The organism is Brevibacillus sp. MCWH, assembly GCF_013096935.1.
GTDB lineage: Bacteria > Bacillota > Bacilli > Brevibacillales > Brevibacillaceae > Brevibacillus > Brevibacillus aydinogluensis.
On record NZ_SDLF01000016.1, the window covers coordinates 28,616 to 55,397 of the forward strand.

The window sequence follows — 26,782 nt, forward strand, 5'->3', positions numbered from 1 at the left end:
CACCTTCCTTTCCTGCTTGTCCTGATATGGGGACGCAGAGGATTATAGCACAAACATGCAAGAGAACGCCAATAGGGTGGTCGGAATGGCCGGCGCGTGATAGAATGTTAGAAAAGTTGACGCTGGAGGGATTTCTGGTGGGCGAGCGCTTCGAGACGAAAACAGTACATATCGGCCACAAGCCGCTTCAACAGGTGGCCAGCAAGTCTACCCCCATTTATCAAACGTCCGTGTTTGCCTTTTCTGGGCTGGAGGATGTAGAGCGATACTACGCAGGAGAAGGAGAGTACCTGTACACCCGCAACGGCAACCCGAACCAAACGGAACTGGCATTGGCTGTTGCCCGGTTGGAACAGGCGGAGGCAGGCGTCAGTGCCGCGTCCGGGATGGGCGCAATCATGGCCGGCCTGCTCGCCGTACTGGGACCGGGCGACCACGTACTCGCCTCCCATGAACTGTACGGCGGAACCTATGCGCTGCTGCACAAGGAACTGTCCCGGTTCGGGATCGAACTGGAGTGCATTGACCTGAGCCGAAAGGAATCGCTGGCGGCCCATGTCCGGCCGCAGACCAAGCTCCTTTTCACCGAGACGATTACCAACCCGCTGCTGTCGGTGCCGGATCTGCCATATTGGATACGCGAAGCAAAACAGTACGGACTCGCCGTCATGGTGGACAACACGTTTGCCACTCCGTATCTGGTCCGGCCGATTCAACTGGGAGCCGATCTGGTGGTGCACAGCGCGACGAAGTACATCGGCGGCCACAGCGACGTCACGGCGGGCGTTCTGGTCGGCCGGCAGGATCTGGTGGAAAGGGCCGCGGAGATCGTGGTCAACTACGGCGCGTCCCTCAGCCCGTTTGAAGCGTGGCTGACCGCCCGCGGGCTGAAGACGTTGGCGCTGCGCATGGAGCGGCAGTGCGACAACGCGAGTGCAGTGGCGCAGTTTTTACGGAACCATCCGGCGGTCAAGCACACCTATTATCCGGACCCGGCTTCCACTTCGTTTTTTCACACCGATAAGCAAGGGGCGATGATCTCGTTCTGCCTGGCGGACGAAGAAAAGGTGTACGACTTCTTCCGCTCCCTCGACTGGATCAAGCTGGCCCCGTCTCTGGCGGGTGTGGAGACAAGCGTGTCTCATCCCGTCACCACCTCCCACCGCGCATTGTCGGAAGAGCAGCGGCGGGAAGCCGGCATCACCCAGGGGCTGATTCGCCTTTCGGTCGGCATAGAGGCGGTAGAGGACATCATCGCCGAACTGGACCGGGCACTCTAGGTCCTGAGACGGCAGCTTTGCATCACCTCAAAAAATTTTCTGCCAGCCTTGTGACTTTTTTCCGCCTCCATACGTAATACTCATTTGGATAATAAAGCATCTGTATGAGGTCCGTTCACGGGACGGCCGCATTCGCGGATGCTTTTTCCTCGTCCGCAAGCGCTGACCGGAAAGGGGTGCTTGCTTTTGCGTTTGAAACGAGAAGACCTGACCGCGTCGGAGTGTGCCCGCGTCGTTGGAACACGGCGATCGGGCTTCCGGCCGATACGGCGGGGTGGAGGAAATCACGATGGCAATGGCGATGAAGCGTTCGACGCGCCCGTCGTCAGACTCTTCGGCCGAGTATTACGAGTCCCGCGATTTTACCGAGTTGTACGACGAGTACTTTGACCGCGTCAACCGCTATTTGCGCTGCCGCGTGCAAAATCCGTGGGATGCCGACGACTTGACGACGACAGTGTTTTTAAAAGCGCTTGAAAAATTTGATCAATACAGCAGAACAAGTCCGTTTGCTTCCTGGATATTTCGCATCGCTCACAATACGTACGTCGATTTCATGCGAAAAAACCGGGAGTTTCCAGTCGATCAGGACGACCTGCTCGGCGGTGAACCGGACGATACATGGCAGCCGGAACGGCAGGCGCTGACCAACGAAGAGATTCGCCTGCTGCGCGACCGGTTGGACAAGTTGACGCAGGATCAGCGTGACGTCCTGACCCTGCGTTATTTTGCCGATCTGAAAATCAGCCAGGTGGCGGAAGTGCTGGGCAAAACGGAATCGAGCGTAAAGATGATCTCCTATCGCGCTTTGCATCAGCTACAGAAGATGTACGAAAGGGGAGAGGGCGAATGAGAGACGAGAAGCACATCCCCACCGACTGGTCAGAAGATCATTCCGTCGCCCAACTGCTGGCCCATCTGCAAAAGCTTCGCCGGTCCGTGCCGGTGAACTACCAGCTGAAAGCGGAGTTGAAAAAACAGCTGTTGCAGCGGATCAAGGAACTGGACAAGGAGCGGCAGCAAAGCCTGGTGGGGTCCCGGCCAAACAGGTTCCGCCTGGTCTGGAGCCTGGCAGGCGGGGTGGTCCTGCTCGTGCTGGCTGTCTGGTACGGCTTCTGGCCGCATGGTGTGCTGTCGGTTCGGCAGCCGTCGCTGCTCGCCATGGAAGCGGTGATCGATCAGGAGCGGGTCGATCTGAATGCCGACGGTACGCGGATCGCGTACGTGACGGGCGGTTCAACCATCCGCACGTATGCGCTGCATGAGCCGGATAAAAAAGTGGACCTGTCACTGCCGGTCGATCACGGCGATTTCACGTCCCTGTCCTGGAGCAATCGGGCCGACCAGTTGGCCGTGGTGGAGCAGCAGGGAGAGACGTCCCGGCTCTGGATCGTGGACGTGCCCGACGACAAGCAGTCGGGCAGCAGCCGTTTGATCAAGGAGGAAGAGGGGGCTGCGTTTCGTTCTCCCAATTGGTCGCCGGCCGACGACAGCATTGTCTATACGCGCACGAGCGACGGCGTGGAGGAGATATGGGTAAGCAGCATCGTTTCCATGCGGGATTGGAAGGTGGCAGAAGGCAGTCAACCGGAGTGGTCGCCCGACGGACGCCTGCTTGCCTTTACAAAACAGGGCAGCGTGTTCGTGATGGAAATGCGCTCCGGTCGGACTACGCTCGTCGGTCGAGGCGGCTGGCCGTCCTGGAACAGTGAGTCCAGCCTGACGTTCACCACTCCGGAAGGCACCCTCGCGGAAGCGGAAGTAAACGAACAGCCGCCTGTGCTAAAAGAGGTGCCGATCCGATCATGGAAGGGCGGACGTCTGGTGCGGGCTCACTGGGCGGCTGACCGCGAGCACTTGCTGCTGCTCCAGGCTGGCGACGAGACAGAGAACACATTGGTCGTCTCACTGGCGTCACGATAACGAGCGGAGGAGAACGAGATGAACAGGAGTTGGCTGCTCGTCTTCGCGGTCGTGTGGTTGAGTTTCGCCGCTCAGCCGGCTGCCGCCGAAGGCAGCGTTGAGATGAAAGTACACATGCCGTTCAACGGAGTGTTCAAATACGATGCCTGGGTACGACTGGAAGTGACCGTGCACTCGCAGGAACAGCCGTTTTCCGGTTTGGTCGAGCTGTCCAATGCAAGAAAACCGAGAAAAACCGGGTATGGCGTGCTTCGGCAGCCGGTAAAGCTGACGGCAGGCGAAAGCAAGACGATCGCCTTTGACATGCCGGCGCAATTGTTTCTGGAAGAATGGCGGCTCTGGCTGACCCAGGGTGACAAGGTGGTCGCGTCGGAAAAGCTGCGGATGCGTTTTCCCAATGAGGGACGCATCATTGGCGTGCTGGATTCCGGCAGCGGCGCTTTTCATGTATTGACGCTGACACAGCGGCAGATGGACGGCGGCCACGTCCTCGTGCAAAACCTGACCGCCGAGATGCTGCCGGACGAGCCATGGCTGTACCGCAACCTGGATATTCTCGCGCTGAGTGGAGAACAGGTGAAGCAGCTGCGCGATGAACAGGTAAGGGCGATTACAGAGTGGATCAAGAGCGGCGGCGTCGTCATTTTGTCCGCCGGACCCGGTCAGGAGGAAGCAGTCCGGCGGTTTGCCGATGTTTTGCCGATCGAGCCGAAAAGCGGACGCGTCGATCTGAAACAGGCGCTCTCTGCCTATATGCCGGCGAAAAATCTGCCTGACGGAAGCATTCCCGTTTTCAACAGCACGCTGCCGCTGTTCGTTGCCCAAGAGGCGGGCCACGGCCGGCTGCTGTTTGTCAATTATGACGTGACGACAGAGCCGCTTGCGTCCTGGCAGCACGGTGACGAGTTGTGGCAAAACGTCCTGATCCGTCATGGTGTGCAGGATGTGCTCGAACAGGGACGGCGCATCAACCAGTTCAATCGCCACTTGCTCGAGCTGAGCCGCTACATTCCCGACGTGCAACCGCCTCATCCCGTCTGGATCGCCGTGCTGTGGGTCGTGTACGTAGGGGCGGTGGCCCCCGGCACTTATTTGCTGTTGAAACGGTTGAACCGGCGGCAGTGGGCGTGGGGCGTCATTCCGGGAATGGCTGTGCTCTTGATGGTCGGGGTCATTTTCATCGGCAAGCCGATGGTCGTCCGGGAAAACAGCAGTTACTCCGTCAATCGGGTGCGGATTCTCGATGAGCAGCTGGCTGAGGTGGAGTCCGCGTCCACGTTTCTTTCGGTCAGCAAAGATCGTTTCAGGACGGAGGTCCAGCCGGGGATTGTTGCCCTGCCGCTTTCCTACAACCGATATAATTTCCAACCGGACGGGTTGATGTCGGAAAAGCAGGCGGACACGACATACGTCCTGGAGTTTCAGAAAGTGCCGTATCTGACGCCGCGGCAGGTGGTCGGATTCGGACTGATGCGCGATGCAGGCGAGTTTGCGGCCAGTCTTTACGTGCGAAAAGACAGGCTGCGCGGGACGGTGACCAACAACACGGCATTTCCGCTGGAGACGGCCTACGTGGAGGTGGGACCGCAGCGGATTCCGCTCGGCAGCATGCGGCCGGGAGAAACGAAGCGGGTCGACGCCAAACTGGAGCCGCTCTACCTGCCCAGCCGAAGTGATTACGAGAATACGAGTCCCTCTGTGGAAGAGCGTATCCACTGGATGAAGGACGACGTGCTGTCAGTCGAGGGCGGTGATTCTGTGCGAATTCTCGGCGTCAACAGCCAGCCCATCCCGCTCATCACCTTTCAGGAAGAGCATCGTTCCCACTACTGGAACGTGATCAGCCAAACGGTGCGGCTTCAACCGGATAAGCGCGGCGTGATCACGTATCCGTACGGTCTGCTGGACGTGAGCATACAAGAGTCGACCGGAGAATTGGAGCCGAAATCGCCTTATCTGTGGGATGTGGCAAAAGGCAGCGTCACGTTTTCGCTGAAGCTGGGTCAGGCGAGACACCACGCGGAGCGGCTCATCGTGCCGCTCGACCACAGTTCGTTCCGCCCGTTTCAGAAAGCGATTTTCCACCAAAAGAGCGGACAGTGGAAGCCGCTGCCAAGAGACAAGCGATTGGTCCTCGAGGCGGACTTGAGCGAGTACCTGACGCCCGACGGCACTGTCCTGCTTCGCTTCTCCCACCCGGGTGCAAAGCGTCTTTCGCTGCCGATCCCGTTCTTCCAGGTAGAGGGGAGGGAACCTGTCCGCCATGATTGAAACGATCCATCTGAGCAAGCGATACGGCAGCCTGCGGGCGCTTAGCGACCTCAATCTGCGGATTGAGCAGGGAAAGGTGTTCGGCTTCATCGGTCCCAATGGCGCGGGGAAGACGACCACCATGCAGATTTTGTCCACGTTGCTGGAGCCGAGTGAGGGACAGGCGTTTGTCTGCGGCTACGACGTGATGAAGGAGCCTGCGGACGTTCGGCAGTCGATTGGGTACATGCCTGATTTTTTCGGCGTTTATGACAACCTGACGGTGCGAGAGTACCTGGACTTTTACGCCGGGGCCTACAAGATTCCGGCGAACAAACGGAATGCCCTGATCGCCGATCTGCTGGAATTGGTCAACCTGTCCAACAAAGTGGACGCCTACGTCGATTCGCTCTCCCGGGGCATGCAGCAGCGTCTGGGACTGGCGCGGTGCCTGGTCCACGATCCCGCGGTGCTGATTCTGGACGAGCCCGCTTCCGGACTTGACCCGCGCGCCCGCATTGAGCTCAGGGAAATCCTGAAACAGCTTCGCGCGATGGGCAAGACGATCCTGATCAGCTCCCACATTCTGCCAGAGTTGGCGGAGCTGTGCGACGAGATCGGCGTGATCGAGCAGGGCAGGCTGATCGCCTGCGGAGCGCTGGATGACGTGAGCGTCCGAGCCCGCGGCATTACGCTCATGCTGGTGCGGACGCTGACCAATCGCCATCAGGCGGGACACGTTCTGTCACAGTGTCCCCTGGTAAAGGATCTGGAGGAACAGGAAGACGGGTTTCGCTTTCGGTTTGTCGGAGGCGAAGCGGAAAAAGCCCAATTGCTGCAAGAATTGGTGAACGCGGGTGCGACTGTCACGTACTTTGGCGAGTCCAGCGAAAACCTGGAAGCCGTCTTTTTGGCCATCACGGAAGGAGTGGGAGGCTGATGCGGGATTTTCTGTCCAATCCGATCCTCGTCAAGGAACTGCGGGAACGGTTCCGCACAAAGCGGACCGTGTGGATTCTCACGCTGTTTCTGCTGATCATGGGAGGCATTCCGCTTGGGCTGCTGCTGATCAGCCCGTCCAGTGCGGGAACGCTGGGAGAAAACGGGGAACTGTTCCTCATCTCGGCAGCGATCCATTACGCCATGATCTGCTTTGTCGTTCCGGCGCTGACAGCGGGCGCCATCAGCGGCGAGAGGGAACGTCAGACGCTCAACATTTTGCTCACTACCCAGCTGTCGCCCCGCACGATCGTCTGGAGCAAGCTGGTCACGTCGCTCGCCTTTACCAGCCTGCTTCTGACCGCGTCCATGCCCCTGTACAGCCTGGTCATGCTGTACGGCAACGTGTCGCCGGAACAGGTGGTGAAGCTGGTCCTGTTCTTCGCCGTCAACATCCTTTTTCTGGGATCGCTTGGCTTGTTCTGTTCCACCTGGATCAAGCGAACCGCCGTCAGCACGATTACCGCGTACGGCATCGCGTTTTGCTTTGTCGTCGGAACCGGCCTGCTGTTTTTCTTCCTCGGCGAAATTTTGCAGCAGATCGATCCGGAACGGTATTCCCAGGCAGTGGTGTGGAGTCTTCCGGAACTGCAAATTCTGGCTGGAATCAACCCGGTGATCGTGCTCTTCGCCATCCTCGACGATTCGCTGATGCCGTCGGTGGAGTTTGCCTTTACCCCCTGGCTGTTTTTTGCCTGCTGTTACCTGGCGCTGAGCGTGCTGTTCATGCTGTGGAGCGGATATCTGCTGAAACCGGTGCGGCGCAGGTGGTGGAGTTGGAAGAAGCGCCCGGTTCGTGTACAATAGGAAGGGTATAAGGGGGGAACGTCGTGAGCGACCAGCAAGTCCAGATTCTCGACTTTGAAGAACTGCTTCGGTATATCGAACGCCGCCTCGCCGAATCCGGCAAATACGTCCAGCGGGATGCCATCATTGCCATCTTGCAGGCGGAAGAGGCGTTCCTGATGGAAAAAGGCGTGCTGCAAGAAGTAAAAGAATAGAATCGAGGGCAGCCTGCGGGGGGACCGCAGGCTGTTTCTTTTTGGCGGGACTACGGCTTGCCGAGCAGGTCGAACAGCGCTGCCTCCAGGTCGGGATGGCGGAAGCGAAAACCGTGATCCGCCAACCGCTTTGGCACACAATTTCTGCCGGTCAGCGCCAGGCTTGGTTCCGTCCGCATGAAGACGTATGCTCCCAGCCACACCAGAGGCGCAGGAGTCGGGGGTGCCCACCCCTTGTTCAGCACCTTTCTCAGCACAGCCATGAATTCCTTGTTTGTGACCGGGTGCGGCCCGGTCGCGTTGTAGATGCCGGTCATCCTGTCGTCTTCGACAGCTGCGAGGAAGATCTGGTTCATATCGTCAATATGCAGCCAGCTGATGTACTGATTGCCCTTCCCGATGGTTCCTCCCAGGTTGTACCGGGTCAGCTTGATCATCGGTTCAAGCGCGCCGCCGTCGCGACCCAGCACAAAGCCGATCCGCAATAGCACTTGTCTGGTCGAAGGCAGCTCCCTGGAAAAAAAGGCTGTTTCCCATTGTTTGCAGACGTCAGCGGAAAATCCCGTTCCATGTGGGGCATCCTCGTCGCAGAGGTTTCGCGTGTCGCCGAAAATGGCCAGGGACCCCGCCTGAACAAAGACTTTGGGCGGATGCTTGCAGGTCAAAATGGTGTCGGCCAACACGTTGACGGAATCCAGGCGGGAGCGGATGATTTCGTCCCGGTTTTTTTTGGTATAGATGCAGTTGACGCTTTTCCCGGTGAGGTTGATGACGGCATGGCTTCCGTCGATTTCGTCCGTCCACGTGTCGATGGTCGCGCCGTCCCAGTGAACGTACCGGACATGATTTCGTTCGGTCGACGCGCCTCTCGTCAAGATGACGACGTCATATCCTTTCTGAGTCAACAACGCAGCCAGTGATTGCCCAAGAAAACCGGAACCCCCTGCGAGAATGATTTTTTTCTTCACACGACCACCCTTTCTCGGAGAGATGTGCCCACAACCCATCCAATTATACCAAAAATAGAAAGATTTTGACAAAACCATGCGGGCGCAGATTGCGGAAGATACGATTTTTTTAGGAAAAAAGAGGAAACGTGGAAGGCACAGCGAATTCTTGTTGCATCTCATTCTCAGGGTAAAGGAGTGCTCGCCTGTTGCAAGCAGGGATCTACACCGGAAAACCGTCGGTCGACTTGAACAAGGACGAACTACGCCGAACTGTGGAAAATCTGCACAATCACATTTTCAAGTACAAGCGTGACGCAGACGGTCAGTTCGTGTTCACCCTCTCGGAAGGAAAGTTGGCCAGAGAGTTCGGACTGACGACGGACAGCATCAGCGGCAAGCGGCTGCAAGACGTATTGCAGTTGTGCAGCGATGACATCATGTCCATGTACGAAAAGGCGTATGACGGCCATGTGGTGGAGTATGAGTCAACCATGGGGGAACGAATTTTTACGACGACCCTCTCCCCGATCATCGAACAGGGGCGGGTCGTGGAAGTGGTCGGCTCCTCGACGGAGATTACGGAGCGCAAGCGCATCGAGCATGAACTGCAGGAAGCGGAGGAATTGTACCGCAGTCTGGTCGAGGACACGTTGGTCGGCGTGTACATTGCGTACGTGAACGAACACAGCTTCGTCTACGTCAATCCCCGCATGGCCGAGATGTTCGGCTACACCCAGGAGGACATGATGCGGCTAGGAGCGGTCGATCTGGTCGTGCCGCAGGAACGGGAGATTGTGCTGAAAAACCAGAGCCGCCGCAGCAAGGGAGACCGCTCGCCCATTCGTTATCAGTTTCACGGTCTGCGCAGCGACGGCAACATTGTTCATCTCGAAGTGCTGCAGAAGACCACGATCTACAAGGGGAAGCCGGCCGTAATCGGCATTCTGCAGGACATCACGGAGCGAAAACAGGCGGAGGAGATGGTCCGCAAGTCGGAACTGCTCTCCGTCATCGGTCAGCTAGCGGCCGGAGTGGCGCACGAGATCCGCAACCCCCTGACCTCGCTCAAGGGCTTTTTGCAGCTGATGTACTCCCACCATCAGGACAAGCAGCAGTACTTTACCATCATGTTGTCGGAGTTAAACCGGATCGACAAAATTATCAGTGAACTGCTCGTGCTGGCCAAACCGCAGGACATCGCCTTCAAGGAGAGGGACGTCGTTCCCATGCTGGAGCATATTATCGTGCTGGCGGAGACACACGCCGTCATGCACAACGTCCGCATCTTCATCCATCACGAACCCAATCTTCCTGCGGTCATGTGCGAGGAGAACCAGCTCAAACAGGTGTTTCTCAATCTTTTGAAAAACGCCATCGAGGCCATGCCGGACGGAGGCGAAGTGCACGTGAGCGTGCGGCGGGAGGAAGACACGGTTGTCATCAGCTTCCGCGATCAAGGCTGCGGCATTCCCGAAGATCGCCTGGCGAGACTGGGGGAGCCGTTTTACACGACCAAGGAGAACGGGACAGGTCTGGGGTTGATGGTCAGCTACCGGATTATTCACAACCACGGCGGAACCATTTCCGTCACGAGTCAGCTGCACCAAGGTTCCACCTTCGAGGTGAGGCTGCCTGTCAGCTGACAGCCATGCGTGTTTGCGTCTTTGCGAAAAAACCTGTATGATGGACACGTATCATGAATCTTTCAATAAGGACGTGAACACATTGACCGCAGAAAACAAAGACCTGGAACTGGGCGACATCATTACGCTGGACGACGAAAACGGCGAACCGCTTGGCGACTTCGAAGTCATCGCCTTGTTTGAACTAAACGGAAAGGAATACGTCGCCTTGACCGACGCTGTTGAAGACGAGGCGCAAGCAGACGACGTGGATGAAGAAGTGGACATCTTCGTATTCCAGGTCGACGGCGGTGAAATGGTGCCGCTGGAGGAAAACGAGGAAGCAGCCGTCTACGTCAAGCTCAACGAAGTGCTGGAAGGCATCGAACTGGTCGACGAAACAAAGTAAGCATCACAAAAACACATGCAATAAAGCCGCTGCGGCATGGCAGCGGCTTCAGCGTGTAGACAAAGTCCGGTGGTGTCATGGGTGATGAGGCCCGCTCGCTCACTTGACGACCAGCAAAGAAGTGGATGATGTCCGCTCCAAAACGCGACGCGGGCAGGGGGGCAAACATCTGGGTAGTTCAACGAAGTGAGACTTGTGCCCCCTGTTTTCCCCGCGTCCTGCGTTTTTTCGCTTGGCAGGTCGTCAAAGGAGCTCGCTTTGCCCATCACCCCATGCCTCGTACTTTTTCTCCACCTTGGTTGATCAATGTGCAGGCCTTGCGGCCTGGAACCGATGGGAAAATCGGTTCCTTACGAACTCGTAATGATAAAAAATGCACTTTGTCTTCAGTCAGAGGCCGCTGCGGCATAGCAGCGGCTTTTTTCAGTGCGCGAAAGGCACCTCTCTTATGCGAGGAATCAGTTGCTCATCTTTATGATATTGTCCTTGAGATCCCGCACGACCAGCAGGCAGGAGTAATCCGACTCCTGCAGCTCGCGGAACAGTGCCGAGGCTTCGTCCTTGCTCAGCCCCAGCTTCTCCAAACGAGTCCGCAGCTCTTCGCCGCCGTTTTCAAAGACATGTGCCTTGCTGTCGATATCGCCGATGACATCCTCGGAATGGCTGCTGTACTTGTAGTAGTTGTCGCGCTGGTTGGAGTGGTTTTTGTCCGGATTCCACCGTAGGACCCAGATATCGTCCTTGTGGTAGCCGGAGGAATTAAGCGCCTGAATGTCGGAGACCAGCTCCTGGTCATAGCGGTGAAACTTCACAAACGGTTTTGTTGCGCTGATCAAGGAACTTCCCCCTTTGTCTGCCTTGGGTTTTCAACTCCTCCATAGCTTGCCCCATCTTCAGGCAATTAGCCGAAAAACATGGTGTTGACCACACGGTTCGACGTTTGAAAAGAACAAAAAGTTTAAAAAATTGGAAAACGTTGTATGTTTTTGGAGGAAAACCGTGCATTTTGTAGAACTTTTTTCCTGTTTCAAAAATCTCATCCCATCCGTGGCCGTCCGCTGTCGACAGACACGGCGCCCTGCATGGGAGATTGGAGGAACAAACGGAATGGTGTACTCCCGCTCTTGTCAAACGGTAACAGAATTGGTCCCTTTTAGTTCCAGCCCATTCAGCTTGCTGCCGAACGATTGGTTGGTGCAGTCTTCCTCAGCGGGTATCAAAAACACCAAGCTGACCTGCTTGTTCGACAAGCTGGTGCGTCCCGTCCGTGAACAGCGAAATGCATGTCTCGACGCCGCCCTGTACGAGTGCAGGACACTGGACGAGACGGAAACGCATCTGCACGAGCAGGTGAACGACATCGTCAATTTCAGCTACAACCTCCGCTATCTGCATGACCAGCTTGAGTTTGAAGATGTCGGCACCCATACGGAAAAACAGGCGGACGTGTTTGCCGTCGTCCAGCAGGTCGGCAGCCATCCGCTGGTGCTGACGACCGCGCGGGCCGTGGTGGACGACGAACTGGACTGTTACGAGCTGTTTGCTGGCGTAAACAAGCCGGCAAAAGCGGCGGAGTTCGTCCGCTTCGCTTTTCATCCGCTGCTGGATTTTATCGGCAAAGACGAAGGGACGAAGCGGTATCGACCGCTCCTCGATCTGCACAAGCGCTACCTGTTTCGCCTTCTGCTCCGCCACATGTTCGCGTTCATGGAAGCGCGGGAAATCCGCACGGTCTTTGCCATCCTGCCACTTCACGTCAAAGTGTTTCTGGAACAGACAGGCATTCAGCTGACCAGAGTGCCCGCTGCGGTTCCCGCTGCATCGGACAAACACGCGTTCATGCGGCAGGCTTTTTACAAGTACTGGCGGCCGGATGCAAAAACCTGCCGGCAGCCGGCCCTGTACACGGTAGGCTTTTGCATGTCGCCGCTGGTGCAGACCGTGGACGGGCTCAGCATTGTGATTGATCAGGAGTGACGAAAGAAAGGGGGAAGTTTATCATGACGGACCTGCGTTCGCTGCTGGCCGCACATACAGAGACGAGGAGGGAGGAATGGCTGTATACGCCGCTGTTTTTCCGCCTCCGGCAGGAGGATGACCGCCGCCGCTTACAGGACCTCTGCCGCTGCCAAAACGATCTCGTGATGCTCAATCCGTTTCGCGGACAGGTGGAGGAACTGATCGAGACAAGGCACCCGGACCGCCAGTTCAGCCGGGAAGAGCTGCAAGCGGCGGTCGACGAGTATCTGGGGGATGCCCCCGAGGAGAAAGGCGTGTGGGTGTACTACCCCTGGCGCAAGACCCTCGTGCACCTGCTGGACGAAGAGGAATTCGTGTTTGTGCGGACGAATCGGAATCGAAACAAGATCACACAGCAGGAACAAGAGGTGTTGGCCCGAAAGGCGATAGGGGTGATCGGCCTTTCCGTCGGCCAGTCCCTCGCGCTCACGCTGGCGATGGAACGGGTGTGCGGCGAAATTCGCCTGGCCGATTTTGACACGCTGGAACTTTCCAACCTAAACCGCATCCGGGCCGGCGTTCACCATCTGGGCATGCCGAAAGTCATCGTCACGGCGCGGGAGATTGCGGAGATCGATCCCTTTTTGAAAGTGGTCTGCTTTGCAGACGGGGTGAACGAGGAGAATCTGGACCGCTTTCTGGTGGAAGGAGGGCGGCTGGACATCCTGGTGGACGAGTGCGACAGCTTGAACATGAAGATTTTATGCCGGCTCAAAGCCCGGGAGCTGGGCATTCCCGTCGTGATGGACACCAGCGACAGAGGGCTGTTGGACGTGGAACGGTTTGACCTTGAACCGGACCGGCCGATTTTACACGGGCTGGTCGACGGATTGGACTACGACACTCTAAAGGGGCTGTCCAACCAGGAAAAAATCCCGTATGTGCTGCGGATCGTCGGGGGTGACGCCATCTCGGCGCGCTTGCGTATGTCGCTTTTAGAGGTGGGCAAAACCGTCTGCACCTGGCCGCAGTTGGCCTCGTCCGTCACGCTGGGAGCAGCAGTTGGCACCGATGTCTGCCGCAGAATCGCCCTCGGCCAGTTTCGCGCGTCCGGCCGATTTTATGTCGATCTGGAACAGTTGATCGCCGACGGGAACTGCCTGGTCGTGTGAGGTTTGGCTTTGACCGATCTTCTCCTCTAGTGCTACACTTAAACATGGTATTTTTGTTTGAGATGAGGAGAGTTGGTTATGCCAAAATTCAAACTGTTTGCCGCCAAAAAAGGCGCAGCCGACCAAAAACGAAACAACCTGTTTGTAAAATTTGCCCGGCAGATTTACGTGGAGGCAAAGAAAGGCGGCCCGGACCCGAACGCCAATCTGAAGCTGAAATCGATCATCGCCAACGCGCGCGCGATCAATATGCCGGTGGAAAATATCGAACGTGCGATCAAAAAGGCGACGGATACCGGCAACATGGACAACTACGAAGAAATCCGCTACGAAGGATACGGACCGGGCGGCGTGGCCGTCATCGTCGAATGCCTGACAGACAACCGCAACCGGACCGCGGCCGACGTGCGCGCCATCTTCAACAAGCGCGGCGGCAACCTGGGGGAGACCGGTTCCGTCAGCTTTATGTTTGACAAGAAAGGCGTCATCGTCATCGACCGCGAAGCGTTTCCCGTCGACGAGGACACCATCCTGATGCAGGCGCTCGAAGCCGGCGCCGAGGATATGGTGACCAGCGAAGACTCCTACGAGATTTTGACCCACCCGCACGAGCTGGAACAGGTAAAAAACGGACTGGAAGCAGAAGGTTACACGTTTGCCAACGCCTCCGTTCAGTGGATTCCGCAGAACACCGTCAAAATCAGCGGAGAAGATGCAGCGAAAATGCTCAAGATGATGGAGGCATTCGAAGAAAACGACGACGTCCAAAACGTCTACGCCAACTACGAAATTGACGACGAAGAAATGGAACGGCTGCTGAATGAAAAATAATGCAGCACATTCGGCCATCTCGCGGGGACGAGGTGGCCTTTTTTCAGAGTTCACCCGTCACCGCACAAGACGGACGGGCGTTTTTTTGCCCGTCAACATCGCATTTTCTTGCCGTTTGCTGCCAGCAGGCGTTGAATACAGTCAATTCCATACGGTACAATAGCGATTAAGTGTTCGCTTTTTTACCGGACAAAGACCGGAAACGTCACGTCCGTTACGCATAAGGGCGACCACGGCGCCGCTTTTCGCCACGGGCGGCCGGCGCCGCGTTTCCTTGCGCAAGTTGAAGAAGCAGAGGGGAGAACGCGATTGAAGGAAACAGATACACTTACGTATACCGAAGAAGACATTCAGGTGCTGGAAGGCCTGATTGCCGTGCGCAAGCGGCCGGGCATGTACATAGGTTCCACCGGCAGCCGCGGTCTGCACCATCTCCTGTGGGAGATTGTGGACAACGCCAAGGACGAAACGCTGGCCGGTTTTAACGATACGATCATCGTCACCCTGCACAAGGACGGCAGCGTCAGTGTGGAGGACCACGGGCGGGGTATCCCCACCGGCATGCACAAGACGGGCCGCCCGGTGCCGGAAGTGATTTTTACCACGCTGCATGCCGGCGGCAAGTTTGGCGGCGGCGGATACAAAAAGAGCGGGGGACTGCACGGGGTCGGTTCCAGCGTGGTAGTCGCCCTCTCCAAATGGCTGGAGGTGGAGATCCACCGCGACGGCAAGATTCACAAACAGCGGTATGCCTACGTGGTGGACGAACAAGGCAACGAACACGTGGGCAAGCCCGTGACCGGCCTGGAAGTGGTCGGCACCACCAGGCGAACCGGTGTGACCGTGCGCTTTCTGCCGGACGACGCGGTGTTTGGCAGCGCCCGGTTTGATTACGAGACGATCCGCGACCGTTTGCGCGAGACGGCGTTTTTGCTGAAAAAGCTGCGCCTGGTGCTGATTGACGAGCGCGGCCCCGAGGTCAAACGGGAGGAGTTTTACTTCGAGGACGGGCTTAAATCCTACGTGGAGTACCTCAACGAAGGCAAACAAACGCTCCACCCGGTGGTCTATTTCGAGGGGGAAAAGGAAAACGTTTACGTCGAGCTGGCGTTTCAGTACAACGACGGCTACACGGAAACGCTCGTCTCGTACGTCAACTCCATTCCGACGACGGACGGCGGCACGCACGTAACCGGCTTCCGCAACGGAACCACGCGGGTGTTCAACGAATTTGCCCGTAAAAAAGGCTTCCTCAAGGAGAAGGACCCCAACCTGTCGGGCAACGACCTGCGCGAAGGCTTCCTCGGGGTGCTGTCCCTGCAGATGGCCGATGTCCAGTTTGAGTCTCAAACCAAGGACAAGCTGGGCAACGAAGAGGCGCGGACCATTGTGGAGCAGATCGTCTCGGAAAAACTCGGATTTTTCCTCGAGGAAAACCCGGAGATCGGCAAGTTGTTGATCGAAAAGGCGATTCGTTCCGCGGAAATTCGTGAGGAACTGCGCAAACAGCGGGAAGCGCTGCGCGGCGACAAGAAGGGCAAAAACGCCAAGAAGCGGAAATCCATCTCCGACAAATTCGCGCCGCCGCAGTACAAGGACCCCAAGCGCAATGAGCTGTTCCTCGTCGAGGGGGATTCGGCCGGCGGTTCGGCCAAGCAGGCGCGCAACTCCGAGTTTCAGGCGATTTTTGGCCTGAAGGGTAAACCGCTCAACACCGAAAAGGCAAAGCTGTCCGACATCCTCGCCAACGAGGAGTTCCGCACCATTCTGGAGGTGCTGGAGACCGATATCGGAGAAGACTTTTCCATCGAAAACTGCGCGTTTGACAAAATCATCATCATGTCCGACGCCGACGTGGACGGGTCGCACATCCAGACGCTACTGCTGACGTTTTTCTTCCGCTACATGCAGCCGCTGATCGCCGCAGGCAAGCTGTACATCGCCCAGCCGCCGCTGTATCAGGTGCGAAAGGAAAACCGCGGCAAGCCGGCGGACGTGGTCTACTGTTGGAACGACTACGAGCTGGAGCAGGCTCTCAAGCGGCTGGGGCGCGGTGCGGAAGTGCAGCGCTACAAGGGCTTGGGCGAGATGAACGCCGACCAGCTCTGGGAGACGACGATGAATCCGGAGACGCGCAAGCTGATCAAGGTGCAGTTGGAAGACCTCGCCCATTGCGAAAAACTGGTCACTGTCCTGATGGGCGACAAGGTGCCGCCCCGGCGCGAGTGGATCGAGAACCACGTCACCTTTGAAGTGGGAGAGGATGAATAAGCATGCTGTCCAATCAGATCATCGAACAGAGTTTCGCGGAAATCATGGGGAAGCGTTTCAGCGACTACGCCAACCTGGTCATCTTGTCCCGCGCCATTCCCGATGCCCGCGACGGCCTCAAACCGGTGCAGCGCCGCATCCTGTACGCGATGTACCAGGAGGGCAATACGCATGACAAGCCGTACCGCAAATCGGCCAAGACGGTCGGGTATGTGATGGGGACCTACCATCCGCACGGGGACAGCGCCATTTACGAGACGATGGTACGGATGGCGCAGTGGTGGAAAATGCGTCAGGTGTTGATTCAGGGTCATGGCAACTTCGGGAGCCTGGACGCCGACCCGCCGGCAGCGATGCGTTACACCGAGTCCCGCCTGTCCGCGCTGGCCAACGAAATGCTGCGCGACATTGAAAAAGACACGGTCACCTTTATCCCCAACTACGACAACTCGGCACAGCAGCCGGCCGTGCTGCCGTCCCGTTTTCCCAACCTGCTCGTCAACGGAGCGTCGGGGATTGCGGTCGGGTTTGCGACGGAGATTCCGACGCACAACCTGGGGGAAGTGATCGACGCGGCGATCGCCCAGATGAAAAAGCCGGACATCACGCTGGACGAGCTGATGCAGCATATCAAAGGGCCCGATTTTCCCACCGGCGGCATTGTCCAGGGCACATCCGGCATTCGCAAGGCGTTTGAGACCGGGCGCGGACAATTTGTCATCCGCGGCCGCAGCCACGTGGAGGAGCCCAAAGGCACCAAGGTGAAAAAGATCGTCATCTCGGAGATTCCGTATGACGTGATCAAATCGAAGCTGGTCGCCCAGATTGACGAACTGGTAATGGAGCGTAAGATCGAGGGGGCGCTGGCTGTCCGCGACGAGACCGGCCGTAAAGAGGCGGAACAAAAGAAGGTGCGGATTGTCATCGACATCCGAAAAGACGCGGACGAAAATGCGATCCTCAACTATTTGTACAAAAACACCGACCTGCAGATCTATTACAACTACAACATGAACGTCATCCACGAGGGAACGATCCGGCAGATGGGGCTGAAGGAGCTTTTGGCCGCCTACATCGACCACCAGAAAGACGTGGTGACGCGCCGTACCCAGTACGACCTGGACAAAAAGCAAAGACGGGAGCACGTCGTACAGGGGCTGATCCGGGCCAAGTCGATCCTGCGGCAGATCGTGGAGACGATCATGAACTCCGAAGACCGGGCCGACGCAAGAAAAAACATCATGGAGCAGTACGGGTTCACGGAGGCACAGGCGGAGGCGATCCTGTCCATCCAGTTGGCGTCGCTCACCCGGTTGGATATCGTCAAGCTGGAGAAGGAGCTGGCAACGCTGTCCAAAGAGATCGAGGTATTGAAGGCGATTCTTGGCAGCGAGAAAAAGCTGATCCAGGTGATTACCGCCGAGCTGAACGAAATCAAGAAAAAGTACGCGGAGCCGCGTCTGACCGAGATCCAGGGAGAGATCGAGGAGGTCAAAGTGGATATCGCGATGCAGATCAACGCGGAAGACTGCGTCGTGACCTTGACCAACGAAGGCTACATCAAGCGCACCAGCCCGCGCTCGTTCAAGTCGATGGGCGGGACAATCGAGACCTGCGGCGTCAAGGAAGGGGACAAGGTCCGCTATTTTGCGGAGGCCAACACCTCCCACACGGCCTTGTTCTTCACCCAGGACGGCAAGTATTTTGCCACGCTGGTCAACTCCATTCCCGACGACAAGTGGAAAGAGATCGGGACCGCGCTGGTCAACGTCATCCCGCTGGACAAGCAGCAGCACATCGTCGGGTTTGCGATCGTGGACGATTTCAAGCAGCCGCTCTACGTCTATCACGTCAGCCGCTCCGGCTTGATCAAGCGGACGGCGCTGACCGAGTACGAGACAAATCGTTCCGGCGCGCTGGTGGCGGCCAAGCTGAAAGCAGAGGGAGACGAGTTTGTCACGGCGTTTGTGGCAGGTGATGAGGGTGCCTTCCTCGCGGTGACCAAAGACGGCATGGGCATCCGCTTCCCGCGCAGCGAGGTGAGTGCGACCGGCCGGGCGTCCAGCGGCGTCAAGGCGATTTCGCTTGCGGCTGGCGACGAGGTAGTCGCCTTGCTGCCGACGGAGGCGGAAGATGCGCGGTCGTTCGGCCTGCTGACGGCTGAAGGACAAGTGAAACGCACCTTGATCTCCGCCATCCCGCTGCAGGGCCGGGCAGGCAAAGGGGTCCAGGTGATTCGCAAGCGGAAAACCAATCCGCATCGGGTGGTGGCGGTGACTGTGGAAGACACGCTGTACGCTTTGACGGACAGAAACGAGTGGGTACTGGTGCCGACCGAACAGGTGGCTGTGACGGAACAAGGGGGGGCGGCTCGCAGCGTGGTGGACGGCGGCGTGGAAGCCGTCGCCTATGAAGCCGTTTTGCCGGACGAAGCGGAAAAAGCGGCGGAGCCCCCGAAAGGGTCGGCCGAAGCGGAGCCGGACAAAACAACCCGGGATGGTAATGCGGTAACCCAATTCAGCCTGTTCGACAATTCTGCGGATGAAAAGGAATGATGCACATGGCCAAGCCGTTTGAACGATTTGCTTCTGAACTGAACGCTCAGCAGGTGTCGCTGCTGCTGGATACCGTCCAGTATTTTGAAGAGGCACCGAAGCTGCTCTCCATCCCTGACCGGCAGGGGACGAGCATTCCGGTGCCGATCACGGCCGACACGCTGCGCGCAATCCTGGCCGTTCTGGACGAAAACAAGCCGATGGACAAACAAGTGTTTGTCTTTGACTGGCAGGAGGGCAGCCAAGAGGAGGCTGATCTGCTGCTGGTCGAGCTCCCGGATGGTACCATTATCCGCCAGCCGACTGACTACCAGGCGTTTTCGCCGGTATAGGGTCCTGTCAGATATGAACGTCCTGTCCGCGACTGCTTTCTCCCTGACCGCATGCAGCCTGCGGGACGCACTGCCAGTTTCACTGTGTTTCGCTGTGCCCAGGCAGGCAGCAGCCGCGTCTTGAGCACGCACTGCCCCGGGGATGAAGCGGGCCGCAGGCGGACACACTATGGCGGGAGGTGTGTCCGAACGATATGGAACGAACAATCAACGTGAACGGCAGCGCATACACGTTTTCCGCTACGTACGACGGTGATTCGCAGTACAACGTGCAGGTGCACAGCGGCGACAAACTGATTACCATGTTCAAGGTCGCCGCCGAGTCGGAACAGGACGTATTTGCAGCAGCCCAGGCCCGCTTCAAGGCCGATGTGGACATTGGCAACGTAAAGCTGTAGTGTAGGGAACAACACAACAAAAACGAGCAACCTCCTATGACGGGAGGTTGTTCAGCATGCAGACAAAGTTCGTGGCGCATGGGTGATCGGGCCTGAGCAACCTCCTAATGACGGGAGGTTGCTTTTTTGCCGTGTGCCAGGCGTGTGCTTTCGATCATTGCCTTTTTCACCAAAATTGAAGTATGGTACAACTGGAGTACACACGAAAAACCAGAAAAGGAGAGGGGCACGATGCAGCAGCGAGCAGCGGACCGGTTGGAAGTTGTGTGGAGGTGGCGGGAGCACCCACCTGACATACGACAGCTGTCGGAAGGGGAGCTAATCCCGCTCCTCCGCTTGATCGAGGAGCGGCGCGGGACGGACGAGGACAAACGGCTGGATCAGGCGGAAGCGGTGGTGCTCACCTGGCTGGCTGCTCTCCGCATGGAAAAGCGGGGAGGCTACGGGTTGGCCGAGGAATGGCTGTCCCGTGCCGTCCGGCTGGACCCTGCCTACCGGCCGTCCGCCGAACTGCGGGTGCGCCTGTACCTGACCCGTCTGAAGGAACACCGCCTCGACGGCAGCTATCCGCTGATCCGCGAAACGGATAACGCCGCTACCCGCAGGCGGAACGCAGAGCAGCTGAAACAAGCCGCCGAGGCCGAGTTGCAAGCCCTTCCGTCATGGCAGGCTCTGGCTGCCGCCGCGCGCGAAGCGGCCGAAGCGGCCGGGGACGAAACAGCGGTGCACGCGGCAGCCGGCGTGGAGCGGTTGTACGCGGAGCGGGAGCGCCTGCTCGGCGATATGCTGGAGAGGACCCAGGCCTATGCGGCCTCGCTGCAGGGCATGTTTTATTCGGCGGAAATGCTGGCTGCCTTGCAGGAGAGCGTCAAACGCTTGACCGCACAGCAGGAAGAACATGAACGGCTGCTGTCCATTGACGGGGAATCGGACGATGCAGAGATGCCTGGAGGCGGGCGCGGGCAGTCAGCCCTGGAGGAACTGGAAGGGCTGATCGGGCTGGACGAGATCAAGGAGCGCGTGCGCAAGCTGGCCTGCTTCCTGCGGTATCGGCAGCTCCGTGAGGAAAAAGGTTGGCACCTGACCGATCAGCTGCCCCTCCATCTGGTGCTGATGGGCAATCCGGGGACGGGGAAGACCACGCTGGCCCGTCTGATCGGCCGTCTGTATCACGAGCTGGGACTTCTGGAGCGCGGCGACGTGGTGGAAGTGGACCGCTCCCATCTGGTCGGGGCGTATGTGGGACAGACGGAACAGCGGGTGATGGAGGCGGTCAAACGGGCGGTCGGGGGCGTGCTGTTTATTGACGAGGCCTACAGCCTGAAGCGGGCTGACAGCTCGGGCAGCGATTACGGCCAGGCTGCAATCGACACGCTGGTGGCCGCGATGACCGGCGGTGAATACGCCGGCCGGTTTGTGGTGATGCTGGCCGGTTATCCGGAGGAGATGCGGCAGTTTTTGTACGCCAATCCGGGGCTGCGCAGTCGTTTTCCAGAGACGGGCCACTTCCTATTGCCCGACTATACGACCGACGAACTGGTGGCGATTGCCGAGCAGGTGGCCAGCCGAAACGATTTTTCCTTCACGCCGGAAGCGCGGCGGGCTTTGCGGCAGCGAATCGAACAGGCGCGTGTGGACCACACCTTCGGCAATGCCCGAACGGTGGCCAATCTCGTGATGGAAGCGATTTTTGCAAAGGGGCGGCGTCTCGACGAACCGGATGAACTGAAGTGGGACGACTTCACCATTCTCTACCCCAAAGACGTTGGCGGTCTGGACGCGCTGCCGGATGTCCAGCCGGCGAGAGAAAAGCTGGCGTCCTTGATTGGCCTGGATGAAGTAAAGGCGGAACTGAACAAAATCGCCGCGTTTGCCTCGGTGCAGCGGAAGCGGGCCGCCTGCGGACTGCCGACCGTTCCCGTTGAGCTGCACGCCGTATTCACCGGCAGTCCGGGCACGGGGAAAACGACGGTCGCCCGCCTGTATGCGGAGATGCTGCAGGAAATCGGCTATCTGAAACGGGGCCATCTGGTCACGGCCAGCCGGGCCGATCTGGTAGCCGGATACGTCGGGCAGACGGCGGCGCTGACCCGGCGCAAAATCCGCGAAGCGCTGGGCGGCGTCCTGTTTATCGACGAGGCGTACGCACTGCTGGAGGGCGGCGAACGGGACTACGGTCGGGAAGCGATTCACACGCTGGTGGAGGAAATGTCCCGTCATGGCGAAAACCTGGTGGTCGTGCTGGCCGGCTATCCGTCGGAGATGCAGCGTTTGCTGGCGAGCAATCCGGGCCTGTTGTCTCGCTTCAAAAAATACCTCCACTTCCCCGATTACACGACAGACGAGCTCACCCGCATGCTGCTGCAGGCGGTCACGCAGGCGGGATACCGGCTCGGCGGCGATGTGGAGGAGCGCATTCGGCAGCAGTTGGAACAAGCGGCTCAAGCGGGGACGCTCACTGGCAACGGTCGGATGGTGCACAACCTGCTGCAGGAAGCCTTGCAATACCAGGCGCTCCGGCTGACGCAGGCGGGCGACGACAGCCCGGACATTGAGCAGTTGAGCCGTTTGGAATGGGTTGATTTTCAGCCGTTGTTTCCAAATGGCGCACCGGCGTCAGGAACGTCTGTCCACGGAGGGTGACGAGTCGGTGCAGGGAAGTTCTTCATCCTGGATCGGGGACTGTTCCTCGATCCTTTTTTGTCTAAAGGAAATATTCAGACTCTTTCCCATCGTCGAATTTTTCCGTATAATGGAAACATTATACAACAATGGGAAGAGGGTGTTGATTCTTTGCGGTTCAAATGGCATGCGGCACTATCCATGACACTGGTCGTATCCTTGATGGTCGGTCAACTGCCTGTCAGCGCCAAGCGGGAAGAGGGGCGCAAGGGCAGACTGGCGATCGAGGCGAAGGAGGAACTTTCACTCGCTTCCCAAACGTCGCAGAAGGGAAGCACGGATCTGATCGTCATTCAGTTTGACGGTCCGGTGGTGGAAGAGTGGAAGGAGCAGGTGGAAGACCTGGGCGTAACCCTGGGGGATTACATACCCGATTACGCGTTCATTGCCCGGGTGGACGAGGAAAAAGCGCGGCGGGCGCTGAAAAAGCTGCCGTTCGTCAGGGACGTCCTCCCGTTTCATCCCGTTTCCAAGGTGTCGCCGTCGCTGCGCTCCACCCTCGGCAAGCGGGCGGATGTGGAGGTAGCGGTCATCGGGTTTGACCACCGTGTCGACATGGAGCGCACCTTGAAGCGGATCGTGAAAGACGGGGAAGCCAGACAAGTGAAAAGCCTGGAGGAAGCTCCCCACATCTCGATGGCGCGGCTGAGCGGCCGCAGTCTGGAAGAGGTAATCCAATCCGACGAGGTCATCGCCGTCGTTCCCGTTTTGGAGCGAAAACTTCGCAATGACCGGGCGGCGGCAATCATCCATTCCGACTACCTGGCCTCCACCGGCTACACCGGCGAAGGGCAGATTGTCGGCGTAGCGGACAGCGGCCTGGACACCGGCGATCCCGATCAGATCCACCCGGATTTTGAAGGCCAGGTGAAAGAACTCTATGCCATCGGGCGCCAAGGGGATGCCAGCGATCCTGACGGCCACGGCACTCACGTGGCGGGCTCGATCGTGGGCACCGGCAAAGCGTCAGACGGCCAGTACAAAGGCATGGCTCCCGATGCGAAGCTCGTCTTTCATTCCATGCTGGACGAAGACGGATATCTGGCAGGAGATGTCCATGACATTCTGGAGGAGGCTTACGCGGAAGGCGCGCGCATCCACTCCGATTCCTGGGGCGTCGATGACTATGGCGAATACGGCCTGGACTCGTTTTTGTTCGACCAGTTCCTCTGGGAACATCCGGACATGACGGCGTTGGTGGCGGCTGGCAATTCGGGCGTATACGGATACGAGACCATCGGCACGCCGGCGACAGCCAAAAACGTGATCGCCGTGGGCGCTACCGAGAACGACCGGCCGGAGCTGGATGATTACGAAGCGGACGACCCGGACGAGGTAGCCGAATTCAGCAGCCGGGGGACGACGGCGGACGGCCGCCTCAAGCCCGATCTGGTCGCGCCGGGAAGCTACATCCTGTCCACGCGTTCCTCTTTGGCACCCGACGAGAATTATCACGGACATTTTGATGAGTTCTACGCCTATCTCAGCGGGACAAGCATGGCGACGCCAGTGTTGGCCGGCGGTGTGGCCCAAGTCCGTCAGTACCTGCAGGAAAACGGCGTGGACAATCCAAGCGGGGCGTTGATCAAGGCAATGCTCATCAGCGGCGCCGACGATTTGGACGAAGACATGCGCTTGCAGGGTTTTGGACGAGCCAACCTGCAGCGTGCGATCGAGACGAGCTTTGTGGATGAGAAAAAGGGGATGAAAACAGGGGATGAAGCCACCTACCGTCTCAAGGTGACGGACGATTCCCAACCGCTGGCCATCACCCTGGCCTGGACAGATTACCCGGCTTCCCTGGCAGCCACGCGCACGCTGGTCAACGATCTGAACCTGCGAGTAGTAACGCCAAGCGGCGAGACCTTGAACGGCAACGACTTTTTCCGCTATCCCTACGACGATGAAGTGGACAACCTCAACAACGTGGAGCAGGTCTGGATCAAGCATCCCGAGGAAGGCATCTACACGGTGACGGTAGAGGGCTACAACATCCCCAAGGGGCCTCAGCCGTACGCTCTGGCAGCCAACGGCAAGCTGCTGTCCGACGATTGGATAACAGAAGTCAAAACGGGGCGACTTATCGAAAATTCGCGTAATAACAGGTATCACACGTATTGGATCCGGGCCAAGCAGGCGGGTGAAATGACCGTGACTGCGGAATGGATCGGCGATGCCGATGTCAATCTGTACGTCTACGATGGTGACAGAAATCTGATCGGCTCCACCGACAGCGAAGACAATCCCGAAACGCTGACGGTGGATTTGGCCGAACCCGGACCGTACCGAATCGTCATTCAACTGGAAAAAGGCAGGATGGCTTGGTATGACATGCAAATTACCTATCCGGCCAGATCCCGCCGTTGAGGCAGACACACAGACAACCCCAATTGAACGGCGCGTCCCGTCACGTCAGCGTGACGGTCGCGCCGTTTGTTCGTCCGGACGGAAGGGGGCAGCGGCCGGTCTGTGGTTCAGCCATTCATAGGCACGCAGGGCAATTTCGAGACAAAGCCGGTGGTGCGGATGGGCATAGTCAGGCGGAAGGATCTCTTCAATCTTTTCCAGACGGTGATACAAGGTTTGGCGGTGAATGTAGAGTTTCGTGGCCGTCTCCTGCTTGGAGAGGTTGGAATCAAGGTAGACACGCAGTGTGTGGACGAGCTGTGTGCCGTGTTTTTCGTCGTAGTCGATCAGCGCCCCCAGGTAATCGTTGATGAACGGCTTCAACACCGATTCATGCGGAACGTGAAAGAGCAGGCGAAACAGGCCAAGATCGGCAAAATAGGGGCTTGGAGAATCGTGCTGAAAGGCGAGCGCCTGTTCCGCCTCTGTCAGGTGCCTGCCGGCCTCCCCCAGCCGAGTGCCTGGACGGCTGACGCCAAACAGCACGTCCGTGTCCGCTCCCATCACCTGCCGGCAGATGCGTTTCATCTCGGCCATTGCCTTGTCCAGAGAGCGGCGGGCGTCTGCAGCTTTGTACGGGCCGATCACGAGCAGGTAAAAGCGGCTGCCCTTGCAGCGGATAAACGGGCGAAAGCCCAGCCGCGAGAGGAGCGAACGGAATACACCTGTCAGTTCGTGCGGCGGCAGGGGAGCGGCGTGCTCGTCGCCGTCACGCCGCAGGGACATCAACAGGATATGGTAGACGGGCGCCTTTCCTGTCCCGGCCAGCCCGAGCAGCGCGCGAATCTGCTCTTCCGTCAGCGAACGGTTGATGATCAGGTCGTCAAACAGCCGGTTTTCCGTCGCGAGCGCCTGCTCTTCGGCAAACATTCGGCGCATCAGGACCTGGGCCAGAGCGCTGACTGTGTAATCCAGCGTGAGCAGCAGGTACTCGTCCGCTTCCCGTTCGTACAGAATCACGCCGAGGTACGCAAGCAGATGGCCCATCGCGGTCACCGGCTGGTAGACGATGCGCTTTTTGTCGGACAGGGCGAGGACGCCATTTCCCCCCTCCGCCGAGGGAACAGCGGGAAAGGCGGAGCGCATCATGGACGCAAGTTCGCTCTGAACGGTCTGCGGAAGCGGCGGCACAAATTGCGGAGGCGCTTCCGGTGTGTACAAAAACACCTGTGTTCCCACGGCCGCCTGGAAATGCTGCAGCAGCCTGGAGATGCCCTGCGTCTGCAGGCTCAAACGCTGCAGGCCGCGCGAGTAGGACTCCAGATTGCGCAGCGCCTGCATCTGCCGGTTGATCAGATGTTCATGGAGATCGAGCGTGATGTCGACGAAGCGGACAGGTTGGTGGAACACGATCAGGGGAAAATCGTGATGATCGGCCAGTTCCAGCATGTCATCCGGCACGTGCGGGATATAGGCGCCCAGCTCGATACAGAGGCCGACCGCTTTGCGGCGAATCAGCTCGGACAGATAGGCCAGCCGTTTCTCTTTGGCCTCGCCGAATCCTAGGCCGGTGGACAGGATCAGTTCGCCGCCGTTGAGGAATTGACAGGTGTCGGCCGATTCCAGCACGTGGACCCAGCGGATGGGACGGGACAACCCGCGGCTGCCGGCCACCACCTCCGCATCGCAAAACAGCGGCCGTCTGATGACATCGGCCACGGTAAGACGCCAGTCGCTGTTCATGCTTTTCCTCCTCTTGACAGTATGTATGATGAATACTACCCAACTACTTGCAGTTTGTC

The 26,782-nt window shown here is 58.3% G+C and carries 21 protein-coding genes; 18 read left to right on the plus strand and 3 right to left on the minus strand.

The genetic code is table 11. The annotated features are described in order from the left end of the window. Positions 1-104 precede the first annotated feature (104 nt). From ETC00_RS14220 to ETC00_RS14250, 7 genes are all read left to right on the plus strand, one after another. The gene (locus tag ETC00_RS14220) at positions 105-1,280 is read left to right on the plus strand and encodes a trans-sulfuration enzyme family protein (protein WP_171566735.1); all 1,176 of its coding nucleotides are present in this window, start codon (positions 105-107) and stop codon (positions 1,278-1,280) included. Between the two features lie 289 nt (positions 1,281-1,569). Next, entirely contained in the window at positions 1,570-2,133 is a 564-nt protein-coding gene (locus tag ETC00_RS14225; protein WP_171566778.1) for an RNA polymerase sigma factor, read from the plus strand. Then, entirely contained in the window at positions 2,130-3,203 is a 1,074-nt protein-coding gene (locus tag ETC00_RS14230; protein WP_171566736.1) for a PD40 domain-containing protein, read from the plus strand. The genes ETC00_RS14225 and ETC00_RS14230 overlap by 4 nt, the downstream gene beginning before the upstream one ends. A gap of 18 nt (positions 3,204-3,221) precedes the next feature. Then, entirely contained in the window at positions 3,222-5,474 is a 2,253-nt protein-coding gene (locus ETC00_RS14235; RefSeq protein ID WP_171566737.1) for a hypothetical protein, read from the plus strand. Then, entirely contained in the window at positions 5,467-6,393 is a 927-nt protein-coding gene (locus tag ETC00_RS14240) for an ABC transporter ATP-binding protein (RefSeq protein WP_171566738.1), read from the plus strand. The genes ETC00_RS14235 and ETC00_RS14240 overlap by 8 nt, the downstream gene beginning before the upstream one ends. Next, entirely contained in the window at positions 6,393-7,259 is an 867-nt protein-coding gene (locus ETC00_RS14245) for an ABC transporter permease (RefSeq protein ID WP_171566739.1), read from the plus strand. The genes ETC00_RS14240 and ETC00_RS14245 overlap by 1 nt, the downstream gene beginning before the upstream one ends. A 23-nt stretch (positions 7,260-7,282) precedes the next feature. Next, positions 7,283-7,453, plus strand: a complete 171-nt coding sequence (locus tag ETC00_RS14250; protein WP_171566740.1) for a hypothetical protein — start codon at positions 7,283-7,285, stop codon at positions 7,451-7,453. 50 nt (positions 7,454-7,503) lie between these two features. On the opposite strand, the gene ETC00_RS14255 is transcribed toward ETC00_RS14250, so the two are convergent. After that, entirely contained in the window at positions 7,504-8,421 is a 918-nt protein-coding gene (locus ETC00_RS14255) for a TIGR01777 family oxidoreductase (RefSeq protein ID WP_212132525.1), read from the minus strand. A gap of 188 nt (positions 8,422-8,609) precedes the next feature. Between ETC00_RS14255 and ETC00_RS14260 the strand changes: the two genes are divergently transcribed. Both ETC00_RS14260 and ETC00_RS14265 read left to right on the plus strand, forming a co-directional pair. Continuing rightward, complete coding sequence (locus ETC00_RS14260; protein WP_216369499.1) at positions 8,610-10,046, plus strand: ATP-binding protein; 1,437 nt, start codon at positions 8,610-8,612, stop codon at positions 10,044-10,046. An 82-nt stretch (positions 10,047-10,128) separates the two neighbouring features. Then, a complete protein-coding gene (locus ETC00_RS14265; protein ID WP_171566742.1) occupies positions 10,129-10,434 on the plus strand; it encodes a DUF1292 domain-containing protein in 306 nt (101 codons plus the stop codon). Between the two features lie 458 nt (positions 10,435-10,892). Here ETC00_RS14265 and ETC00_RS14270 read toward each other — a convergent pair whose 3' ends face one another. Next, entirely contained in the window at positions 10,893-11,270 is a 378-nt protein-coding gene (locus ETC00_RS14270) for a YflT domain-containing protein (protein WP_171566743.1), read from the minus strand. A 271-nt stretch (positions 11,271-11,541) separates the two neighbouring features. Here ETC00_RS14270 and ETC00_RS14275 point away from each other — a divergent pair, with 271 nt between their 5' ends. The 9 genes from ETC00_RS14275 to ETC00_RS14315 all read left to right on the plus strand — a co-directional run bounded on the left by ETC00_RS14275 (position 11,542) and on the right by ETC00_RS14315 (position 25,001). Then, positions 11,542-12,411 carry a hypothetical protein gene (locus ETC00_RS14275; protein WP_171566744.1) on the plus strand — a complete coding sequence of 290 codons (870 nt, stop codon included), beginning with the start codon at positions 11,542-11,544 and terminating at the stop codon, positions 12,409-12,411. Between the two features lie 23 nt (positions 12,412-12,434). After that, positions 12,435-13,565, plus strand: coding sequence for an Rv1355c family protein (locus tag ETC00_RS14280; RefSeq protein WP_171566745.1), 1,131 nt, complete (start codon positions 12,435-12,437; stop codon positions 13,563-13,565). Positions 13,566-13,643: 78 nt separating this feature from the next. Beyond that, positions 13,644-14,396 carry a YebC/PmpR family DNA-binding transcriptional regulator gene (locus ETC00_RS14285; RefSeq protein ID WP_171566746.1) on the plus strand — a complete coding sequence of 251 codons (753 nt, stop codon included), beginning with the start codon at positions 13,644-13,646 and terminating at the stop codon, positions 14,394-14,396. 309 nt (positions 14,397-14,705) lie between these two features. Further along, complete coding sequence (locus tag ETC00_RS14290; RefSeq protein WP_171566747.1) at positions 14,706-16,667, plus strand: DNA gyrase/topoisomerase IV subunit B; 1,962 nt, start codon at positions 14,706-14,708, stop codon at positions 16,665-16,667. A gap of 2 nt (positions 16,668-16,669) precedes the next feature. Next, the gene (parC, locus tag ETC00_RS14295) at positions 16,670-19,222 is read left to right on the plus strand and encodes a DNA topoisomerase IV subunit A (RefSeq protein WP_171566748.1); all 2,553 of its coding nucleotides are present in this window, start codon (positions 16,670-16,672) and stop codon (positions 19,220-19,222) included. Positions 19,223-19,227: 5 nt separating this feature from the next. After that, positions 19,228-19,554 (plus strand): hypothetical protein, encoded by a 327-nt coding sequence (locus ETC00_RS14300; RefSeq protein WP_171566749.1) that lies wholly within the window; start codon positions 19,228-19,230, stop codon positions 19,552-19,554. A gap of 194 nt (positions 19,555-19,748) precedes the next feature. Further along, positions 19,749-19,952: a hypothetical protein gene (locus tag ETC00_RS14305; protein WP_171566750.1), complete on the plus strand. Its 204-nt coding sequence runs from the start codon at positions 19,749-19,751 to the stop codon at positions 19,950-19,952. 231 nt (positions 19,953-20,183) lie between these two features. Beyond that, positions 20,184-22,595, plus strand: a complete 2,412-nt coding sequence (locus ETC00_RS14310) for an AAA family ATPase (RefSeq protein WP_171566751.1) — start codon at positions 20,184-20,186, stop codon at positions 22,593-22,595. 180 nt (positions 22,596-22,775) lie between these two features. Beyond that, a complete protein-coding gene (locus tag ETC00_RS14315) occupies positions 22,776-25,001 on the plus strand; it encodes a S8 family serine peptidase (RefSeq protein WP_171566752.1) in 2,226 nt (741 codons plus the stop codon). Between the two features lie 45 nt (positions 25,002-25,046). On the opposite strand, the gene ETC00_RS14320 is transcribed toward ETC00_RS14315, so the two are convergent. After that, positions 25,047-26,723, minus strand: a complete 1,677-nt coding sequence (locus ETC00_RS14320) for a PucR family transcriptional regulator (protein ID WP_171566753.1) — start codon at positions 26,721-26,723, stop codon at positions 25,047-25,049. Positions 26,724-26,782: the final 59 nt, after the last annotated feature.